The 20,353-nt window shown below is 38.5% G+C and carries 15 protein-coding genes; 6 read left to right on the top strand and 9 right to left on the bottom strand.

All coding sequences use genetic code 11. The annotated features are described in order from the left end of the window. Window positions 1-127: 127 nt before the first annotated feature. Window positions 128-1,279: a DUF1887 family protein gene (locus ED622_RS05865; RefSeq protein ID WP_122033011.1), complete on the bottom strand. Its 1,152-nt coding sequence runs from the start codon at window positions 1,277-1,279 to the stop codon at window positions 128-130. Between the two features lie 232 nt (window positions 1,280-1,511). On the opposite strand from ED622_RS05865, the gene ED622_RS05860 reads away from it, so the two are divergent. Then, window positions 1,512-1,985, top strand: coding sequence for a DUF2947 domain-containing protein (locus tag ED622_RS05860; protein WP_122033010.1), 474 nt, complete (start codon window positions 1,512-1,514; stop codon window positions 1,983-1,985). 82 nt (window positions 1,986-2,067) lie between these two features. On the opposite strand, the gene ED622_RS05855 is transcribed toward ED622_RS05860, so the two are convergent. The 4 genes from ED622_RS05855 to ED622_RS05840 form a co-directional block, all read right to left on the bottom strand. After that, window positions 2,068-2,370, bottom strand: coding sequence for a hypothetical protein (locus tag ED622_RS05855; RefSeq protein ID WP_122033009.1), 303 nt, complete (start codon window positions 2,368-2,370; stop codon window positions 2,068-2,070). 138 nt (window positions 2,371-2,508) lie between these two features. Then, complete coding sequence (locus ED622_RS05850) at window positions 2,509-5,325, bottom strand: Hsp70 family protein (RefSeq protein WP_122033008.1); 2,817 nt, start codon at window positions 5,323-5,325, stop codon at window positions 2,509-2,511. Between the two features lie 134 nt (window positions 5,326-5,459). Next, window positions 5,460-7,280, bottom strand: coding sequence for an Hsp70 family protein (locus ED622_RS05845; RefSeq protein ID WP_122033007.1), 1,821 nt, complete (start codon window positions 7,278-7,280; stop codon window positions 5,460-5,462). Continuing rightward, on the bottom strand, window positions 7,280-7,912 hold the full coding sequence (locus ED622_RS05840; RefSeq protein ID WP_122033006.1) for a DUF2760 domain-containing protein: 633 nt from the start codon (window positions 7,910-7,912) through the stop codon (window positions 7,280-7,282). The genes ED622_RS05845 and ED622_RS05840 overlap by 1 nt, the downstream gene beginning before the upstream one ends. A gap of 247 nt (window positions 7,913-8,159) precedes the next feature. Here ED622_RS05840 and ED622_RS05835 point away from each other — a divergent pair, with 247 nt between their 5' ends. Both ED622_RS05835 and ED622_RS05830 read left to right on the top strand, forming a co-directional pair. Further along, window positions 8,160-9,677, top strand: coding sequence for a sensor domain-containing diguanylate cyclase (locus ED622_RS05835; protein ID WP_162922471.1), 1,518 nt, complete (start codon window positions 8,160-8,162; stop codon window positions 9,675-9,677). A gap of 90 nt (window positions 9,678-9,767) precedes the next feature. Then, window positions 9,768-10,298 carry a 3'-5' exonuclease gene (locus ED622_RS05830; protein WP_122033005.1) on the top strand — a complete coding sequence of 177 codons (531 nt, stop codon included), beginning with the start codon at window positions 9,768-9,770 and terminating at the stop codon, window positions 10,296-10,298. Between the two features lie 278 nt (window positions 10,299-10,576). Here ED622_RS05830 and ED622_RS05825 read toward each other — a convergent pair whose 3' ends face one another. Together ED622_RS05825 and ED622_RS05820 are read right to left on the bottom strand one after the other, a co-directional pair. Beyond that, window positions 10,577-12,604 carry a methyl-accepting chemotaxis protein gene (locus tag ED622_RS05825; protein WP_122033004.1) on the bottom strand — a complete coding sequence of 676 codons (2,028 nt, stop codon included), beginning with the start codon at window positions 12,602-12,604 and terminating at the stop codon, window positions 10,577-10,579. A 156-nt stretch (window positions 12,605-12,760) separates the two neighbouring features. Further along, window positions 12,761-13,981 (bottom strand): L-cystine transporter, encoded by a 1,221-nt coding sequence (locus tag ED622_RS05820; RefSeq protein ID WP_122033003.1) that lies wholly within the window; start codon window positions 13,979-13,981, stop codon window positions 12,761-12,763. A 254-nt stretch (window positions 13,982-14,235) separates the two neighbouring features. Here ED622_RS05820 and ED622_RS05815 point away from each other — a divergent pair, with 254 nt between their 5' ends. Beyond that, window positions 14,236-14,877, top strand: coding sequence for a thiopurine S-methyltransferase (locus tag ED622_RS05815; RefSeq protein ID WP_122033002.1), 642 nt, complete (start codon window positions 14,236-14,238; stop codon window positions 14,875-14,877). Window positions 14,878-15,077: 200 nt separating this feature from the next. Continuing rightward, on the top strand, window positions 15,078-16,982 hold the full coding sequence (locus tag ED622_RS05810; protein WP_122033184.1) for a bifunctional UDP-sugar hydrolase/5'-nucleotidase: 1,905 nt from the start codon (window positions 15,078-15,080) through the stop codon (window positions 16,980-16,982). A 76-nt stretch (window positions 16,983-17,058) separates the two neighbouring features. On the opposite strand, the gene ED622_RS05805 is transcribed toward ED622_RS05810, so the two are convergent. After that, a complete protein-coding gene (locus tag ED622_RS05805) occupies window positions 17,059-18,153 on the bottom strand; it encodes a YdcF family protein (protein ID WP_122033001.1) in 1,095 nt (364 codons plus the stop codon). A gap of 342 nt (window positions 18,154-18,495) precedes the next feature. Between ED622_RS05805 and glpT the strand changes: the two genes are divergently transcribed. Next, window positions 18,496-19,857, top strand: a complete 1,362-nt coding sequence (gene glpT, locus ED622_RS05800; RefSeq protein ID WP_122033000.1) for a glycerol-3-phosphate transporter — start codon at window positions 18,496-18,498, stop codon at window positions 19,855-19,857. 61 nt (window positions 19,858-19,918) lie between these two features. On the opposite strand, the gene ED622_RS05795 is transcribed toward glpT, so the two are convergent. Beyond that, window positions 19,919-20,269: a DUF2750 domain-containing protein gene (locus ED622_RS05795; RefSeq protein WP_122032999.1), complete on the bottom strand. Its 351-nt coding sequence runs from the start codon at window positions 20,267-20,269 to the stop codon at window positions 19,919-19,921. Window positions 20,270-20,353 lie beyond the last annotated feature (84 nt).

Below are 20,353 nucleotides of genomic sequence, written 5' to 3'. Positions count from 1 at the left end.
TAAAAAGATATTAAGATGCCGTTGGTTCAAATGAATCAGCGGCATTTTTGTATCGAGAGTACACGGCAGAAAATAAAAAAGACCAAATCATCGGTCTTTTTATTGTTAAATTAGTTTAGCTCAATGATTAATGACCACCAGCGGCTAAGAACCAATTTAGAAGATGCTTTTTAAGATCGCCCAATTCATCAGGGCCAATAATAGCTAAGCCTAAATCTTGTGCTCGCATAATGTCGTTATTACGTAGAGGGCGGAAGCTTACCAACATGGCTCGTGCTTGTAAGCCACCTAGAAGGTCACGTAACGATTCTAATTTATAGAGAGTGTCATCGCCATCATCTCGCATACCTTTAGTCTTACATTCAATGATATGCAGCTTGTTATTTACTATGCTAACCACATCAAGTTCATTACGAACGTCTTTCGTTCCAATTTCACGATGAACTTGAACATTCAATGAATGGTCTTGCAGAGTAGGTAGGTATTGTTGAATATCAACCACGGTATTATGAACTAAAATTTCTAACCACTCACCGTTAGCTAAGCGTCGTGCTTCTTCACAGTCGAAAGTTAATGTGCCGTTTTCGTAGGTAGCTAATCCTGTTTCAACAAGATCAGTTAGCAACATATTTAGTTCTTTGTAGCTTTGTTGTTTTTCAGTTACTTCTACATCTAAACGTTGCTCTTTACGACAAGTCGTCGCTAAGTAGTTTAATGTAGCAAGACCTGGGCCTAATTCTAGTGCATTACTTGCCCAACGCTGGCAAAGCTCACGCAGACGTTTATCAATGCTTTCTGGAAGCTCAGATTCAGAAAACTCACAACGCGCACCAAAGATAGCGAGGTAATCACTTAAACGGATATTATCTGCTACATGCTTTTGTTTTCTGCCGTCAGGATAAAGCCAACATAATTTATCGCTGAATGGTTCAACAACAAAAATTGGCCAATGATATGAACGAAACACTTCATAGGCAGAAAGAAGACGGTGTCGAAGACCACAACTTGCATTTAGCTTAATATCACTAAAGTGTAGCTTCATTTCAGCAGCTAGTGCTTGTAAAGACTCTTTGATTAAATGGGTATCTACGATATTTGGTATTTCATAGAAATCAGAGGTGATCCCTTTATATTGAAGTATGCTTTCTAAACGATGAAACATGTCTTTTTGTGTTTCGTCGCCAATGAAAATCATATGCTCGCCTTTTACGGAGAGATCAAGAAGGGGAGTTACAAGACGGACGGGGTCTTGATCTAATATGCCAACATGCGTGATCATGAAATAATCCTTGTAATGGTGATTACACATAAACGAAGCAGAAGGCATGTGTAACCGAATAATTATAATTTTAATGAATACTAATTTATAGAATCAGTATAGCTTTGTTATTCAATACTATTGTAATGAGGGGCTTAATGATAAAAATCAACCCACTGTTAAATATTCTTATTTGGGCTTAATAAAAAAAGACGATAGAATAGGTGTACATGTCTTAAATACAGAATGAACTATGAGCTATTTACCTTTAGATGAATACAACCGCAAATGGATTTTCACTCATCAATCAATGCCAGTTGATGATGCATTACTACCATTAATTAAGCCATTCACTCAAGCAAAATCTGCTCAGGTTTGGAATGACTTTATCAGTGCGAATAGTCCAACCGCAGATCATTTTGGTTCAAAAGAATGGCCAATGAAAAAAAGCTCATGGAGTAATGAAATTGATTGGCAGCACCGTTGGGATAGTGACAACGAAGCATTACCAGAAGAGGTATTAGAGTTCATTGATTGGGCTGATGATGTGACGGTATATTTTTGTTATGAAAAATATAACCTGATTGAAACTTCTTGGGGAACGTTTAAGCAAACATGGAAAAACTTCTTATTTTATGATGATTTACCAATTCTTATCGGTAAAAAGAAATCACAAGCTTTATGGTTTAATTCAAAAGGCAAAGTGAAACTAGGCTCAAGAAGTTAACTTAGGTCGTTATAAAACATTCAAATGAAGAAAGGCTCACAGTCATTGACTATGAGCCTTTTTGTTTGATTAATGAAATAGTTTAAGAATGAGTTCTTGAAAGAACATACTCAGGAGCGTGTATTTCAAGATAATGTGAAAAACTATCTAGTTCAGTTTTTAAATCTTCAGTGCTTGCTCTATTTAAATGGATGATGAAACGTTGAAACTCATTGATATCCAATATCTGTTTATTATACATAATCCATTCAATAACCAACTCTTGAGGGGCGGGGATAATTCCACTGAACCTCTTAGCCGCATTGCGTAATTCTCGAGTACCGAAGCGAGACCAACCAACAAAATAAAGTAACACCATAGTCGCTAAAATAACGATATGGATCATTCAGGTTACCTTCAAATTGTGATGAATTTAGTATACTTAATTCATCACAATTTTGAAGGAAATTTTAGTTTGTTTGCGTAGCTTTGACAAAAATGACGCAAAAAAGACTCTTTGTCTTATTTTTGTCATTGGTTAAAGCTAATTAATTAGACGTAATCCTGCAGGTAAGGCATCACCAAATAAACGTTTAGAATCGGCTTCTGTTAGCGCTTGTTGACTAGATACTAATTCTATCCAGCTTTGTGGAGAGCGACTCTTCTTCAGTTTATCAATGATACTTTGACGTAGCTCATCAGAGACATCTAAAGTTCTATCACCGGTTAATCGTGCCATCATAACAGCGGCAAAACCTGCCATTGGTTGTGCTTTCCAATCTTGTTCTAGCAGTGTAGGTAGCCACTGAGCAATTTGGCTTGCCGGAATAAGGTTATGCTGACTTCCATAAAATGGAGAACGAGAACAAATACGACCCAATGCCCACCAATGTACCTGCGCTTGATTGCCATTTTTAGCATGACCTAACACCCACGTTGAGATTAATGTTTTATCTTCAACATCTAGATGTTCTAGAGCTGCAGCTAAGCGAACCATCGCCTCATAGCTTTTGTTTGTCGCATCTTCTAGTGTTTTAGGGTTACGTAAAGAAGCTGGATGCAAATATTTAGCAATATCTGCCAAAATGGTTTCTTGTTGCTCTTGGCTTAAACCACCAGAGATACGACGCCAGAATGTCCACCAATCATTCCAAGATTGCTTTGATTCAAACTGAATACCTTGTTGATAGGTTTCCCATGCTTGGCTAATTTTCCATTCGTCAGCAGGGTATCCAAAACCAGGGCGTAGTGCAAAACCGGTCATTTTTAACCAGTTTTGTTCATGTTTATCAGAGCGACGACGACGTTTTTTACTGTCTAGTAATGCGGTTGCTAGTTCCCGAGAGGTAATTAAATCCCATGATTCACGTTTACCTATCAGCTTCTCTATGTTTTTAGAAAAGGCTTTAATCGCATTAGGATTTAGCTTACTACCGCCATAGGCTTCTTTTATGTTTGCAATTGCATTTGGAAGGCGAGGGGGAAGGCTAATCTGGTCTGCAAGGTTAGCTCCTTTATTCGAAGCTTGGTTACGTACTTCAAATTCTACTAACCAACGTTGCGAATCATCCTCAACAGAAACACATTCAATCTTAATGGTGCCGACTTCAGTAAATTGACAAGCTAAGGTTACTTCAACGCGATCTTTTTGGTTGGCGTGTAATTCTTCTTTTGATTTACTTGATTCAAGTGTTACGACATAAGGCGGTAAGCTAACAAAACTTGGATCGGCTAACTCAGTGATCATGCCCGAGGTAGCAAGTTGGTCTTTTGTCGTTGAGAGTAGGTTGAATCGAACTGGCTCACCTAAAGTTAACGAAAAACGGCGGCTCGTCATACGAATTTCTTCACCTTCGTCGCTGCCTTTTGCCAATAAACATAAACCTTGTGGTTGTTTATTTTTCTCTTCTAACTGTAAATAGAATGAACGCGCAGAGCCACCGCCAATTTTTAATTGTGCACCATGGCGTGCTTTACCATAAGCTACGGCACCATAAGCAACAGCTAAATCTGGATGAGGGTTAGATAATTGAGTGACAGTGTCACCTTTCCAGTTATTCATTAATTCAAGTGAACGTTCAGCAAGGAGAGGGCTGTTAAATACGCCACCGTTTAATAATAGGCCAACAGGAATAGCACGATCTTGATGAGCAGCTAAATCACTATCATCCCAACCTAATGCTTTTGCTGAGACTTCTTTATGATTATCTAAAAATTGCGCAAGATGTTTACTGATCGCAGGATCAGAAGCGTAAGGTAAGCCAAACTCAACAACAGCGGCTTGACGTTGATTTGGGCGCTCATTAAAGTCAGTCAGTGGTAAGAACCCATCAAGCGCAATTTGATGAACTTCTTCTTTAGTTAACTCAACTTTACGACTGCCACCTAATAATTTAGAGCCAGACCCTAATAGAGTGATATGGCCAGATTCTGGTGCATTAGCTGACAGTAAACGTTCTTTGGTTTTACGCGTTTGTTGAATAAGTTTAGTTAACGCGGCTGCCGTCATTTTCTTACCGCTATCTAAGCGTTGTTCAGCCAAATGCGCTAAGGCTAAATCGATGTTGTCACCGCCTAACATTAGGTGATCACCAACGCCAATACGGTCAAGTGCCAATTCGTCTTTATTAAAACGCGCTTGGATTAAACTTAAATCGGTAGTGCCGCCGCCTACATCGCACACCACCATTAATGGTATGTTCTTTAGAATGTCTTTTGCAGTGTCTTGATGATGGTGATACCAGTCATAACAAACGGCTTGTGGTTCTTCCAATAGAATGATCTTATCAAGACCTGCCAGTTTTGCGGCTTGTATAGTAAATGAACGAGCACTCTCATCAAACGAAGCAGGAACAGTAACAACCACTTCTTGAAGTTCCATAGGGGCATCAGGGTGGTGGTAATTCCAAGATTGACGAACGTGATTTAAATAACTCGCACTGGCAACAATGGGAGAGACTTTTTCAACATCTTCTGCGCCTGCCCAAGGCAGAATATCTGAGGTGCGATCGACTTTAGTGTGAGATAACCAACTTTTAGCACTGACTACTTGGCGACCTTCTACCTTTGAGCCTAATTCACGTGCCCATTCACCAATGATTGCGTTCTTTATTTCGCCATCAATCGCTTTTACATTCCAAGGTAGCGTTAAATCGTTATCGCTAATCTGGCTTTGTGACGCATGGTAGCGAAACGAAGGGAGTAGAGGTTTTCGAGCAACTTCTCCTGGTCCAATTAATTGGTCAATATTGAAGATCTCAATAGGACTGGTTTCGATACCAAGAGAGATGTCAGTATAAGCCACAACAGTGTGAGTAGTACCAAGATCGATACCAATTAAATAACGATTAGAAGAACTCATAAAAACTCCAATGAAGCTGCAATAAACGAGAAGGCGGCAGCGATAAAATATAGGGGCATATAATAAAAGAGTTCAGACCCTATAACGGTGACTGAACTCTTAAAGAAGCATATTAGTGAAGATTAATAACCAAATTATGCTTCACGAACATCAAACTCAACGTGCCATTTCTCACCGCTGTCTGCTGCAATGGCTTCAAGATAAAGAGTACCAAGTTCTGTCACTTTAGACGCTAAACGAACAGGAACAACTTCACCTGCAGAGCGACCTTCAGTAACTGGAAGCGTTACTTGAATAGCTGGAAGTTCTTCTAGCTCTTCTGGCATCCAGAAATCAAGATGAGTACCCGCTTGATCGTCACGACGAGTCGTTGAACCATAGAATTTAAACTGTACCGGCTGACCAATTACCAAACCAAATTGTTGGCTAGGAACATCAGCATGAGAACCTTCTTCCATACCAAATGGAGCGACACACAGTGCTTCCATTGGTGGTTCCATTCCAGGGATCGCTGGCATAGAGCTTTCGATACCTACGTAATAACTTGATGCGATACCACCACGGATACGAACGCCTTTACCAGTACGAACAGAACCGTAGTAAGAAGCACCAGAAGCAACGGCTAAATCAAGGTCTAGACCTTCAAGTAGTTTTGCGTCTTCTGCTTCTGCGTCGATTAACCAGTCATTAATAATGCCAAGTAAACGCTCAGCAAGAAGGTTTGATTTTAGAACACCACCGTTTAAAAGGATTGCAGTAGGTTTAATAAAATCAGCTTCATTTTGTTGACCAAAGACTTCATCAGTTGCTGCTTGTTGACGAGTTAAAAAGCTAGCTAGATGACGAGTTACCGCCGCATCTTGTGCGTAAGGTAGACCCATTTGAGTCAGTGCGCCACGAGCAGATTGAACAGGGTGCTCAGTAACAGGAACAACAGGGAAGAAACCTTCTACCAATGTTTGTTGTACTTCTTCTTGAGTCAGTTCTGTTTGCAGTGTGCCACCTAACAATTTAGACCCACGGCTAGGAACCACAATTGGAACTGCACGTAATTCAGCATCGTTTAATAGCGCTTCTTTAGCATCACGACAAGCGTGAGTCATCACTTGAATTTGCCAAGGTTGCAGTTGTTTACCTTCTTGCGCTAGCTTCATCTTTAATCGATAAGCCAGAGCTAAATCCATATTGTCGCCACCAAGAAGAATATGATCACCTACCGCAACACGGTTTAGGCTTAAGTTTCCTTCTTCTTCAGTCACGGCAACTAATGATAAATCGGTAGTACCGCCACCGATATCAACCACTAAAATTACATCACCAACAGAAACTTGGTCACGCCAAGAGTCGCCGTTGTTTTTGATCCAGCTATATACAGCAGCTTGTGGTTCTTCTAATAAAGTAAGGTTACGAAAGCCAAGATTATTTGCAGCTTCTGCCGTTAAATCACGTGCAGCTGGGTCAAATGATGCTGGTACCGTAATTGTAATGTCTTGTTCATTTAGAGGATGCTCAGGATTTTGAAAATCCCACGCATTTTGAAGGTGCTCTAAATAACGTTTAGTCACTTCTAGTGGTGATGCTTTGATCACTTCTTCAGGACTATTTAGTGGTAAAAAAGCTTCACGACGGTTTACGCCACCATGACACAACCAGCTTTTTGCACTTGCGATTAAACGAATAGGAGTTTTGCTACCAAGGTTACGAGCAATATTACCTACAATCGCGTTTGGTTTAGTTGTCCAAGGAAGGGTAGTATCGCCTTCTAACAATTCTGCTTCATGTGCTTGGTACATAAATGATGGCAGTTGTGATTTTTCTTCAACTTGACCAGGTGCCGTTAGTTGAGGAATTGGCATCACTTGAACACTCGCGTCTTCGTTATGTAAATCAACATAAGAAAGCACACAGTGAGTAGTACCTAAATCGATGCCGATACTAAATTTTGTTTGTTCCATTATAGCTCTACCTCTGCAGGAGCAACGATTGTTGCATCATAACCGTCGGCCAGTTTAGGAAGTTTCACTTCGGCTACTTTCCAACCACGGTGGATAAGCGTGCCGTTAAACGGAGCTTCACCAACTACATTACCGGTTAAACGAATTTCTGATGGGTTAAAACCAGCAGGGATTGATAGACGAGACTCTTCTTCTTCAGTACGAACAGGTGCAAGTGTGAAGTATTCTGATAATACTTTTTGACCACCTTCATGAATAACACGAGCGGCAGCGCCAACTTCAGCATCAGCGAAGCCTTTAAGGTCTTCTTGCATAAAGTCAATGAAGCGTGCTTCTTTTTGTAGAAGCGATAATAGTTGTAGAGCTGATTCTGGAGCCGTTGCTTTTACTTTAGGCTCTACTTCAATGATTTTTTCAATGATCTTTTCTACTTCAACCACTTTTTCGATTTCTACGATCTTCTCAACTGGTTTTTCAACGATCTTTTCTTTTTCAATTTCAACAATCTTTTCGATTTCTACCGTTTTGCCTTTTTTCATCGCGTAAAGTAATACGAACAAAGCAGAAGTACCGAATAGAACAATGTGTCCTAAGTCGAAAGTAGAAGGAATAGCATTTACGTCAAAATTCATAATTCATTCTCTATATTTTTGGGTGCAATGCACTAAACGTTTTTAACTAAATTGTGGTGAATTGTAGCATATTCAAGGGATAAGAGATAAAAGAAGCGCTTTAAAAATGGATAACAGACACCGTTTGGCGCTATTTTGAACAGATTGCAGTTAATGTAATAAAATTTTAGTTTTGTTGGGTATTTAGTTTCGTTCGCTCTTAATAAGGACTAGAATTAGAAACATATCAATTGCTTGAGGGAAGAGCGTGCTTAAAAATAGTTATTTCTATGTAATAACCAGCTTTATCTTAGCGCTTTTTTTTAGCTTACTTTCAATGAGGGTTGTCTATAAATCAGACTTAGACAACAACAAGGAAAATTTCTTTAAAGAGGCTGATCGTCAGTCGGTATTACTCTCTCTTCTTATTGAAAAAGATATTGATTTTATTGGTGCCGGAGCTAATTTTTATCAATCCGGCTCCAAGCAAGATTGGCTGCAATTCCCACTCTTTGCCAGCTCATTACTCTCTAGTTCAGAAAGTTTGATTTCATTGCAATGGATGCAAAGAATTCAAGAAAATGAAATTGAGCAACATACTAAAAATGTTCAACAAGTTTTCCCTTCATTTAACATTTATACCGTCCCTAAAGATCAACCCAAAACGTTTGGTTATGTGATGAAAAATCATGAGCCCATTTATGTTGCAACCGATATTTATCCAAGAGATGAAGCAAATATACCGCTATTAGGTTTCTATTCGTCCCGTGAGCGTTTCCAATTGGTTCTTGATGAGTTTATGAAAACAGGACGTCCAAGTGTGTCGGATAAAATTCGCTTATTGCAAGACAGTTTAGAGCAGAATGCACCAAAAACAGGGATGCTTGTGTACCACCCCGTGTTTACTACGGATAAACAAAATATAAAAGGAGTGATGATTGGGGTACTTCGTATTACTAGCTATTTTGAGCAATTGATTTCATCAACCTCATTAGGTGAATCTTTAGTGGTACGTATTATCGATACGGGTTTTGATGCTGAAGATGATCCAATCATGTTTCAGAGTACCCAATGGGATGATTTTAGCGAGTTAATCTATACAAGTAGTATAAAAATAGAAAACCGTGTGTGGAAGATTGAATATAAAACCAATGAAAAATTGACTGATTATCAGCGCCTAACTCTGTTTTGGATGTTTATTGGTTCTTTGGCGATCTCTTTTCTAATTGCGATTCTTATTTTTATGGTCACACGAGATAAATATAGGATAGAAAAGTTACTAGCAATAAGAACTAAAGAGTTACATTATTTAGCCATGCATGATGATCTTTCTGGGTTATTAAATCGCAGAGCGATCAGAGACATAATCCGAGGGAATATAGAAGAGAAAACCTCGTTTGCATTACTGTGCTTTGATATTGATAACTTTAAGCAGATTAATGATACTTATGGTCATCCTGAAGGGGATAAGGTGCTGTGTCATATTAGTCAATTAGTGTCTGAATATTTAGATGAATCGGCTTCTTTTTCTCGACTTGGTGGTGATGAGTTTTCGATAGTAATTAAGCTTGATACCATAGAAGCGTTAACTAAAATAGCTAATGACATTCATCATGTGGTTGCTAAATCGCCAACTCAGTTTGAGGGATTTGATATTAAACAAACTATCAGCCTGGGTGCTTCCTTATGGAAAGGTGAAACGAAAGAAGCATTAATTAAAGCGGCTGACCAAGCGTTATATCAAAGTAAGATGAAAGGAAGAAACCAAGTCACAATCTGCGATTGAATTTTCAACAGTTAGTTAGCATAGTATCGCGCTTAGTCTTTTGTTTAGGTAGAATAGCGCTCCTGTTTTGTTTGAGTACCAAGGATCTCCATGAACTTTAATCGTATCGTCTGTTTTGATTTAGAAATGTGCTGTTGGAATGTCGATGGCAAAGGAACAACAGGGGAGATTATTGAAGTGGGGTTAGCTGAGATCGACTTGACTAAAGGTGAAGTCGTTAAGCGTGCACAATATTATGTTAAGCCTGAACACGATGAAATTTCAAAGTTTTGTGTTGAGCTGACAGGGATCTCTCCTCGAAAAATAGAAAAGCAAGGCCGCCCATTAGTTGATGTATTGAAGTCTATGATTAAGAACTTCGGCGGAACGAATAAAATATATGCAGCATGGGGACATGACGAGCAGATACTTGACGCAGAGTGTAGAGCGAAAGGTATTGATATTCCATTTAGTGAGTTTTTGAATTTAGCGACGATTTATCGCATTAAATCACGTAAGAAAAATGAACGAATGGGTCAACGAAAAGCGATGGAAGAGCTAGATATCGAATGGGAAGGTAGACAGCATTCAGGCTATGTTGATGCTTACAACCTTGCGCAGTTAGCATTGAAAATATTGTAGAAATATTTATTCCAGATAATAAAAAAGGAGCTAAGTTAGCTCCTTTTTCGTATCTCTTTATAAGAGATTATTTATTATCGCGCTTATATAGTTCAACAAATGAACGTTGATAAGCGGTTGCAATTTTAGTTAGTATGTTTCTAGCCATAACGTTATCTTTTATATTAATTGGGCGAGTTATTCGTCTCCGTATGGCGCGCATTATAGAGTTAAATTATATTATTTCTAGCAAGTAAAATTGTTTTATAAGATTAGTTTTTCTAATGTAATGATTAGTGTTAAAAACGATAGTTTTGTATTAATTCTTTCTGTTGTGACGCGATTCCTGCAACCTCTTCGGTTGACTCGACAAATGCACTAAGCTGTAATTCCATCTCCTCACCTTGTCTGTTTATGTGACCAATATTGTTGCTTACCTCTGTAGCCGCTTGAGCTTGCTCTTCAGCCGCGACAGAGACTTGGGAAATCCGGTCACTGACTAGGGTGACAGCGTCTGATATATGCTCAAAGGTTTTGCTGACGTCCATACTTGACGCTAGAGCAAGTGACATTTCAGTCTGGCTAACAGCGATGGACGACTTTGCCTCGTTTGCAGCATCCAATAATGCAGTCATTGTTTCTCTAATATTACGGGTTTGGGCTGAAGTACTGCCAGCTAACTGTCTTACTTCGTCAGCAACGACTGCAAATCCTCGGCCTTGCTCTCCTGCACGAGCCGCTTCTATTGCCGCATTTAATGCCAGTAGATTAGTGTTATCTGCCAAGCTTGCAATTACACCAACCATTGATTGTATTTTATCGACTTCACGATCTAGTGTTTCCATCGCTATTACGTTTTTACTTAACGCCTCATTTAATTGAGTTAATCGGCTGTTATTACTGCCAATCACGGTTACGCCATTAGTAGCCGCTTGAGTCGCATTATAAGTTTCCTGATGAGATTCTTGGGTTAACTGGGCAATTTCACTAATAGATAAATCTAATTGACCGACAATAGAAGCCATTGAGAGTAATGCTTCATTTTGTTGTGTTAGCCCTGCTTCAATATCATTGGAAACACTACTCGTGATTTCAGAGGTTTGATACAGGACATCACAATTGTTTGAGATATTAACGATAGAGTGTGTGGTAGAGGTAATCACTTTGTTCAAATTTTTAGCGATTATTTGCATTTCTGCAGGACCTACCTCGGGAACCTTGTGTTTATAATTATGGTCTGAAAGCTGTTTTAAATGATGGGTAATATTTTTTAATCCAACTGACATCCATGAGCGGATCCAAGTAGCTGCTATCCAAAGAGTAATGATTAAAAAGCAACTGCTGATTAAAATTATCTTCTTAAAAACATCAATAGAATTGTCGACGAGCTCAGTTCGTTGGGCTAACGATTTCTCCATTGAAAGAGCGATTTTACTAAGTAGGGTCGTTGCAAGAAAGGAAGTCTCTGAAGCCGCAGAGATTAACTCTTTTTGTTCTTTTACTAATGACAAAAAAGTAAGTCGTTGATTAGGAATTGAATCATCTTGACGCATCTCATCCATCACGATCTCTAATGGGGCACTTAGACTCATGTAGGTATTAAGATCTGGATACTCGATTGATAAATCATCATAAGCTAACTCTAATGCCGCTATTCGATTGTAAATTTCACGATACCATTTTTGAGCAGTCATTATGTTATCTTCTGCTATTAAGGTTAAGAAGGTAGTCTCTAATGCCATAGCACTAGATACAAAGCGGTTTGATGCATCATCAGCGTTAGCATTATCACTAATAAGGAATGCACTGATACGATTCATTTCAGGTCCAATAGAACTTAATCCATAACGCAGGGAAGGGGTCTTTTCTTTGATTTTTGAAGAGAGTAAAAGCGTGTTTTTTTGAATGGATAAGATACGTGATGATTGCATGTTTAATGCTTGTATATGCGCTTTTAATTGATGAATTTGATTTATCGTTAACTCCCCATTTTGATTTAATGAACGTTGTTGTAATTGACGAATTTCTGCTATTGATTGTTGATGAAGCTCGGTAATAACATTTTGGATGTTAGTTAAATCATTTGAGTTTTTAGCATGCAAGCCGTCATTCATGAATTTTACTTGTTGAAGTACATTTTTTGTTAGTTCCGCATTGGATAAAGCAGAGGGCAACATCGTTTGGCTGAGTTGAGAGAATTGCTGGCCAACTCGATCAATTCCTCGGCTGCTAATTAAAGAGAGAAGGATAAAACAGATAACAATGCTGGTTAATAATAGGGTGAAGACGTGAAGCAATGAAATGGGGGATTTCTGAAAGGGTTTCATCTATAACCTACACAAATAGAACAAGAAATTATGTGTTAGATAGTAAATAAGACGAATGACGTTAGGGTTACAGAGATATGTCAGTTTTATGAATCAAAAAAAGGAAGCCAAATGACTTCCTTTTTGTTTTATAAGTAGTTAATTACTGATAGAAGATTACGCTTGTGCACTTTCTACTTGTTCATCAGTACTTTTTTCACCAAGAACTCGGCTTGTAATTGTACCCGCTGTCATTGCACCACTTACGTTAAGAGCAGTACGAGCCATATCAATAAGAGGTTCGATAGAAATAAGTAGAGCTGCAATTGTGACAGGCAATCCCATTGCAGGGTAGATACCCGCACATCCATTTTGACCAATAGTGGCACCAAATGTAGCTGATAAATTCGCAATCGCCGGTGGAACACGTAGCTTAGTAATTTGAGCTTCAACGTTTAGTGGGATTGTTGCTGCTGAGCTACGAGAGCTGAATGCAAACGTCAATACAGGCCAAATTTTCTTGAAGTAATTAACAGGGTTTACACCAACAAATGAAACCAATAAACCGTGAACTACAAACATCAGAAGAATTGCGACATAAGAAGCAACAATAAATCCAAGGAGATTTAAAATATCGGCAGCATTGGATGTAGCAACAACTTTAGTTAATAGCGCTAAGATACCGTAAGGGGTTAAAGCCATGATCATCTTAACCAAACGCATTACAATTGATTGGGCTACATCAACAAAAGTATTAATTGGGCCTGCTAACTCTTCTTTCTCTTGGCTGACTTTACGAGCTGCGATACCAGCAAGGATAGCGAAGATTACAACCGCAATAATAGAGGTTGAGCGAGTTCCGGTTAAATCAGCAAATGGGTTAGTAGGAATAAAGCTGACTAACATTTGAGGGATAGTTAAATCACTAACACTGCCAATGCGAGACTCTAATACGGCAACACGAGCTGTTTCACGAGCACCTTCAGTTAAACCTTCAGCAGAAAGTCCAAACATCTGTGTTACACCTATACCAATAAGTGCAGAGATCATCGTCGTTATTAATAAAACACTGATAGTTACGCCACTGATTTTACCTAGTGAACCTGATTTATCGAGTTTAACAACCGCAGAAAACATAGAAACTAATACTAATGGCATGATAACCATTTTTAGTAATCCAACATAACCGCTACCCACAATATTGATCCAATCAAGTGTTGTCTTGATTACAGTACTGCCTTCGCCATGAATTACATGAAGACCTAAACCATAAAGACTACCAGCAATTAAGCCGATAAGAACAAGGCGAGACAGCGTATATTCTTTGCGCTGTTGGGTATTAAGAAAGAAGATAAGACCGATAAAGACGATCAAATTGATGATAACGGCTAATGACATACTGCTTTTCCTGTTTATTTAGTGCGCTCGTTATGTGTCGATTTGAAACAAGCTCTTTGTATTTAAAGGCATAATAACGGTAAGCCTGTCGGTAAGATAAGTGATAAAAGTTATCATATATAACCAAATGGAATATATATTGATTTTTTGGTTATGGTTAAAGCAATAAGGGGATAAATTGAGTATTTGTAGAACAGAATAGGGGGATGAGGTACCATTTCTAAATAATAAAAAGTGAGTGGAAGGAAAAGTAAATGGAACATGAATTCTGGGAAAGTAAGTGGGCAAGCAATGTTATTGGTTTTCACCTACCTGATACAAATCCAATTTTGACTCAATATTGGTCAGCGTTAAAGCCGCAACGTAATGATACGGTATTTGTTCCTTTATGTGGTAAGTCGATGGATTTAGACTGGCTTGCTGAAAAACATAATTCAGTCACAGGTGTTGAGCTAAGTAAAATAGCCGTACGTGCTTTTTTTGCTGAGCGCTTATATACACCAACGGTTACTGCACTAACTAGCACTCTTGAGTTATACGAGTTTGATGAGTTGACTATTTATTCTGGTGATTATTTTACCGCACCAATTGAAGCCACTGACTTGATTTATGATCGTGCAGCATTAGTCGCTCTACCGAAAGAGGTGCGTGAAGAATATGTACAAGTATTACGTTCTCGCTTAAAAGAGGGCGGACGCATCTTATTGGTAACGTTAGATTATGACCAACCTGAAATGGCAGGGCCTCCATTCTCTGTGCCAGAAGAGGAAGTTCGTTCACTATTTTCTGGTATGACAGTTACTCGCTTGCAGCGTGATGAAGCAGATGCTGAACATCCTAAGATTAAAAAAGGATTATCACGCTTTGCAGAAGAAGTGTGGCTGATTGAGAATTAGAAAGTAGTCTAAATCTAAAATCATCAACAAAAAAGCCGTCAGATTTTTAATTTGGCGGTTTTTTTGTTGATGATGTGCCATTCATCATAAATCTTGTAATCTAAAGTCATCGTTACATAAAAATGTGATCATGCATTATTTATAAAGTAGGAGATGCCTTTATGCTTCTTTACCACCTTACAAATAAGATAATGATAATTATGAAAAAACACATACTGGCGTCTGCAATTTTACTTTCATTAAGTGGTTATGCCATTGCGGCAGATGGCGATATCGTTGATGTTACTATTCTTGGTACATCTGACATTCATGGACATTTCATGCCTTGGGATTATGCGAGCGATAAACTCAATATGAAAGGCAGCTTGAGTCAGATAGCGACAAAAGTAAAAACAATTCGAGATCAGCAAGAAAATGTCATTTTAGTTGATGCTGGAGATACTATTCAAGGTAACTTTGTTGAAACCTTTAAAGATGAACCGACTGATCCAATGATGCTTGGTTTTAATGAAATGAAGTATGATATTTGGGTTTTAGGAAACCATGAATTTGATTTTGGATTAGATGTACTTAATCGCTCATTAACTCAATTTAAAGGCACATCATTAGCAGGAAATATCAAGCGAGAAGACGGCAACCCATTTTTACCAGCCTATAAAATCATTGAAAAAAACGGCATTAAAATCGGTATGATTGGTATGGATACACCAATGACTCAAGTATTTGCTGCAGGTACAAATCGCTTAGAGGGAATGACGTTTACTAATCCATCCCTTGAAGTGAAAAAAGTCATCAAACAGATAGACGATAAAGTAGATGCGATTGTATTAGTTGCTCATATGGGGCTTGATAATGAGAATAACATTGAAGCCACAGGTGTTACTGACATCGCGAATGATAACCCAGAAATTGACGCGATTGTTGCAGGTCATATGCATACTCGCATTGATAAAGCGACAGTAAATGGTGTGATTATTACCGAGCCAGATAAATATGGACGTGCACTTTCTCGTATCGACTTACAATTTGAAGAGAAGAATGGACAGTTTACTCTCGTTAATAAAGATAGCTTCACCTACAAGATAAAAGGTGTTGAGTCAGACGAGAAAATGGAAGAATTATATGCACCTTATCATAAGCGTTTGCGTGAGAATGCAAACCGTGTGGTGGCTGAACTACTTGGTGTTGATTTAGTACCAGAGAATGAAATCATAGGTATACCACAAGTTCATATCCAAGATACGGGGATCAGTGCTCTTTTCCAAGAAGCGAGTATGCATTACGCACCATTGGCAAACGTGATTGCTCTGCAAATTGATAACGACATGGCAGAACTCGATGTAGGTAAAATTAAAGCTAAAGACATTGCCTATAATTATCAGTACGCAGGCGGTGAAATTACTGTTTATGATATGACGGGCAAAGAGCTTAAAACTTACATGGAATGGTCGGCAGGTTATTTCAATAGTGTAAAAGAAGGGGATGTGACTTACAGTTTCAATCTTGATCGTCGCTCATCAAAATATTCAACCAATGACTTCTTTGCCGGGGTAACTTATACCATTGATTTAACCAAGCCTGCGGGAGAGCGTATTGCCGATCTTAAATTTTCTGATGGCAAAGCAATAACAAACACGACTCCAATTCGCATTGGGATGAATAGCTACCGCATGGGACATTTAACCAAAACCGGTGGGGTACTTGAAGGACGAACTTTCCCTGTATTGTTTGATACAGAAGAAGAATTTGGTGAGGATGAAGGGACGATTCGTAATTTAACCATTCGATACTTAAATGAAGTTAAAAATGGGAAATACGAAGGTAAACCAATGAGTCGCTGGGCACTAAGTGGTCTTGATGGTTATGAAAAAGAACGTGAAATTATAAAAGACTTAGTGAACAGCGGGAAAATTAATGTCCCAACCAGTGATGATGGCCGTTATACCAATGTTGAGTCTATTAATGTGAAAGATAAGATCTTTTCAACGGAAGAAGAATTAACTACTTATCTCGCTAAGCTTAAACAAGAGCTAAAAACGGCAACGACAGAAGCAGAAAAAGCACGAATTCACCGTGATATGGTAATAGCTAAAGCACTGAACTAATTTCACTATAAACTAAAAAGGTGACCGTATTGATTGGTCACCTTTTGTTTATTTATAATATAGAAAGTAAATGAAATTAACGCTGCTCTAAAGGATACGAGCGGTAACTCCACATACCATAAACACGTAATGCATCACGGTAAATACCTAATAATTCACCGCCTGTTGGGACTTTCAATTCTTCTAATGGACGATCGTTAGCGGCATACGTATCAAACGTGATCCCTTTAGGGCCAGTCTGCCAGCTAGCCACTTCAAATAATGTTTGTCCACGGCGAACATGGCTTGCTGAACTAATAATGGTAGCGTGGTCAATATCATGTCGAGCTAATGCATAGCTGCTGTATAAGGCATTTTCTACCGTACTTCTGGCGTAGTTATCTTCAATAATACGAGATTTTTCAATCCCATTTTTCACTAACCAATCGGCCATTAACTTACCTTCGGTTTTGTGATTTTTAGGTACGCCGCCAGTCACTACGATGTAAGTGTTAGGATTCTGTTTCGCCATCGTCAATGTTGCATTAAGTCGATCAATTAAGATTTGATTCATGCTGCCATCTGGGTTTAGGGCATAACCTAAAGTGATAATTGCATTGTTGCCTTTGACTGGTTTTTTGATTGTATTGCTTAATGGTGTTTCAATAATTCTATCAATAGTCGACATGATCTTTTTCAAATCAGCCACACGACCTTTGTTTAATTGCTCTAGAGCGTTTAAATGTTTGGTTACTTCGCTTTTGTTGTCTTTAAAGTTTTGCCAAATAACAAGGTATGAGTGTGCATCTACATCATCAGGAGCAACGTCTAAAATTTGAGTGAATAACTCAATTGCTCGGTCTACATTGCTGTTATAGATCTGAGCATTGGCTGCTGAAAACAGTAAATCAACGCGATAAGGTTCAAGTTTATAAGCATCAAGTAAGTTGTTAGTGATCATCTCCATGTTACTTGGCATTTTCGCCGTAAAGCCTGCATGAGAGATGCGTGATGGATTTTTGAATACCTGATAAGCATCATTAAGTAATTGGTCAACTACCTGACGCTGAGAAGTCATTTCTGTGTAGTTTACTTGTGGTTGAATAGCATCCAGTGCTGCAATGGTTGGTGTTGAATAGAGAGATCCAGAAAGGATAACAGCTAAAGAAAGAGTTAAGAATGTGCGCTTCATGATGATTCCAACTGTAATACAAAAAAACTTATTCTATGCCCTATAAAATGAAGGTGTTGTGAATAATATCGTGTTTCTTTTGTATACTTCTTAATATTTATAAAGTATGAACGAACATCGCAACTACTTTCTAAAGCTTTATTTATGTATTACAGCAATATCATTTAATTACGTTATCAAGGGTTCGTATTTTATATAAATAACTACAATTTATTAACTTGCCAAACTGATCACAGAATTATCTCTCTTAGAAAAGCACAATGCACTCGCTTTCGAACGAAGCTTTTTTGCTTCTCGTTCGAGCTTTATTGATACCATCGCAAAATAATAATGGAGTTAACTATGTTTGGTATATTTAAACCCCAAGCGCATATAACACGCCTCGCATCTAATCAGATAGATGGCACTTATACGCGTTTACGTTGGCAATTGTTTATCAGTATTTTTGTTGGTTATGCTGGTTACTATCTTGTTCGAAAGAACTTTAGCTTGGCAATGCCATATTTAATCGATCAAGGTTTCAGTCGTGGTGATTTAGGCGTTGCATTAGCTGCGGTATCTATTGCTTATGGTCTTTCAAAGTTCTTAATGGGCAGTGTGTCTGACCGTTCGAATCCGCGCTATTTTTTAAGTGCTGGTTTGTTAATGTCTGCGGGCGTTATGTTTTGCTTTGGCTTTATGCCATGGGCAACAAACAGTATTACAGCAATGTTTATATTATTGTTCTTAAACGGTTGGTTCCAAGGCATGGGTTGGCCAGCTTGTGGTCGAACGATGGTGCATTGGTGGTCACGTAAAGAGCGTGGTGAGCTAGTTTCGGTATGGAACGTTGCACATAATGTGGGGGGCGGTTTGATTGGCCCTCTTTTCTTATTAGGTCTTTGGGCTTTTAACGATGATTGGCGCTCAGCATTTTATGTTCCTGCAATTTTTGCCACGTTAGTTGCTGTATTTGTGTGGATGACTCTGCGCGATACTCCTCAATCTTGTGGTCTTCCTGCGATTGAAGAGTACAAAAATGATTACCCAGATGATTATAATAAGTCTCATGAAACAGAGATGACGGCAAAAGAAATCTTCTTTAAGTACGTATTTAATAATAAGTTACTTTGGTCGATTGCGATTGCGAATGCCTTTGTATACCTAATTCGTTACGGTGTTCTTGATTGGGCTCCAGTGTATTTAAAAGAAGCAAAAGACTTCACGGTGGATAAGTCATCGTGGGCGTATTTCTTATATGAATGGGCCGGTATTCCTGGGACGTTATTGTGTGGTTGGATCTCAGATAAAGTATTTAAAGGACGTCGTGCTCCTGCTGGTATTTTATTCATGGCTCTTGTGACTATTGCGGTGTTGGTTTATTGGTTTAACCCAGCAGGTAATCCAACAATTGATATGATTGCTTTGGTGGCTATTGGTTTCTTGATTTATGGCCCTGTTATGCTTATTGGTCTTTATGCACTTGAGCTTGTTCCTAAAAAAGCAGCAGGTACTGCAGCAGGCTTAACCGGGTTATTTGGTTACCTTGGTGGGGCGGTAACGGCAAACATTATCTTAGGGTATACCGTTGACCATTTTGGTTGGGATGGTGGCTTCATGATTTTAGTAGCTTCTTGTGTTCTGTCTATTATATGTTTGCTTTATGCTTTCATCGGTGAAAAAGCACACCATAAAGCAAAAGAGAAAGAACAAGCGGCAATGTAATTAGCAAATACAAAAAAGGGCTGTAATAATTACAGCCCTTAATATTATTTAAAATGAAATCTTATAGATAAAGTTTTGCAAGATCGCTTGCTTCTACTTCTTTACCTTCAAGTTGCTGGTTCCAGTTTGTACCAACTAAAACACCATCTTCAGATAAAGTAACTAACCAATCTTCAGCGAAGATATCTAGTGGAATTTCTGTTACTTCGAAATCAGCCCACTCTTCAACGTTGTGAAATGCTGCATCTTCTTTATTAGACCAGAACGGCATTACTTCAGAGTTTTCGAATTCAGTAGACTCAACAGAAATCCAACCTTCTTCGTTATAAAGACTCCAAACTAGCTGAGTTTCTTTCGTTTCTGCAATGAAAAGATCTAGGTTTGCTTGAGTATCTGACGTTAATTTGCTCATGATGATGTCTCGATTAAAATAAACATGACAAATAATAAAGGATTATGAGATTTTTGATACTTAAATTTGGCAAAAACTATGTTA

This window comes from Aliivibrio sp. EL58, from assembly GCF_900312675.1.
GTDB lineage: Bacteria > Pseudomonadota > Gammaproteobacteria > Enterobacterales > Vibrionaceae > Aliivibrio.
The sequence above is the reverse complement of the archived record's forward strand: the minus strand, read 5'-3'. Positions and strand labels throughout refer to the sequence as shown.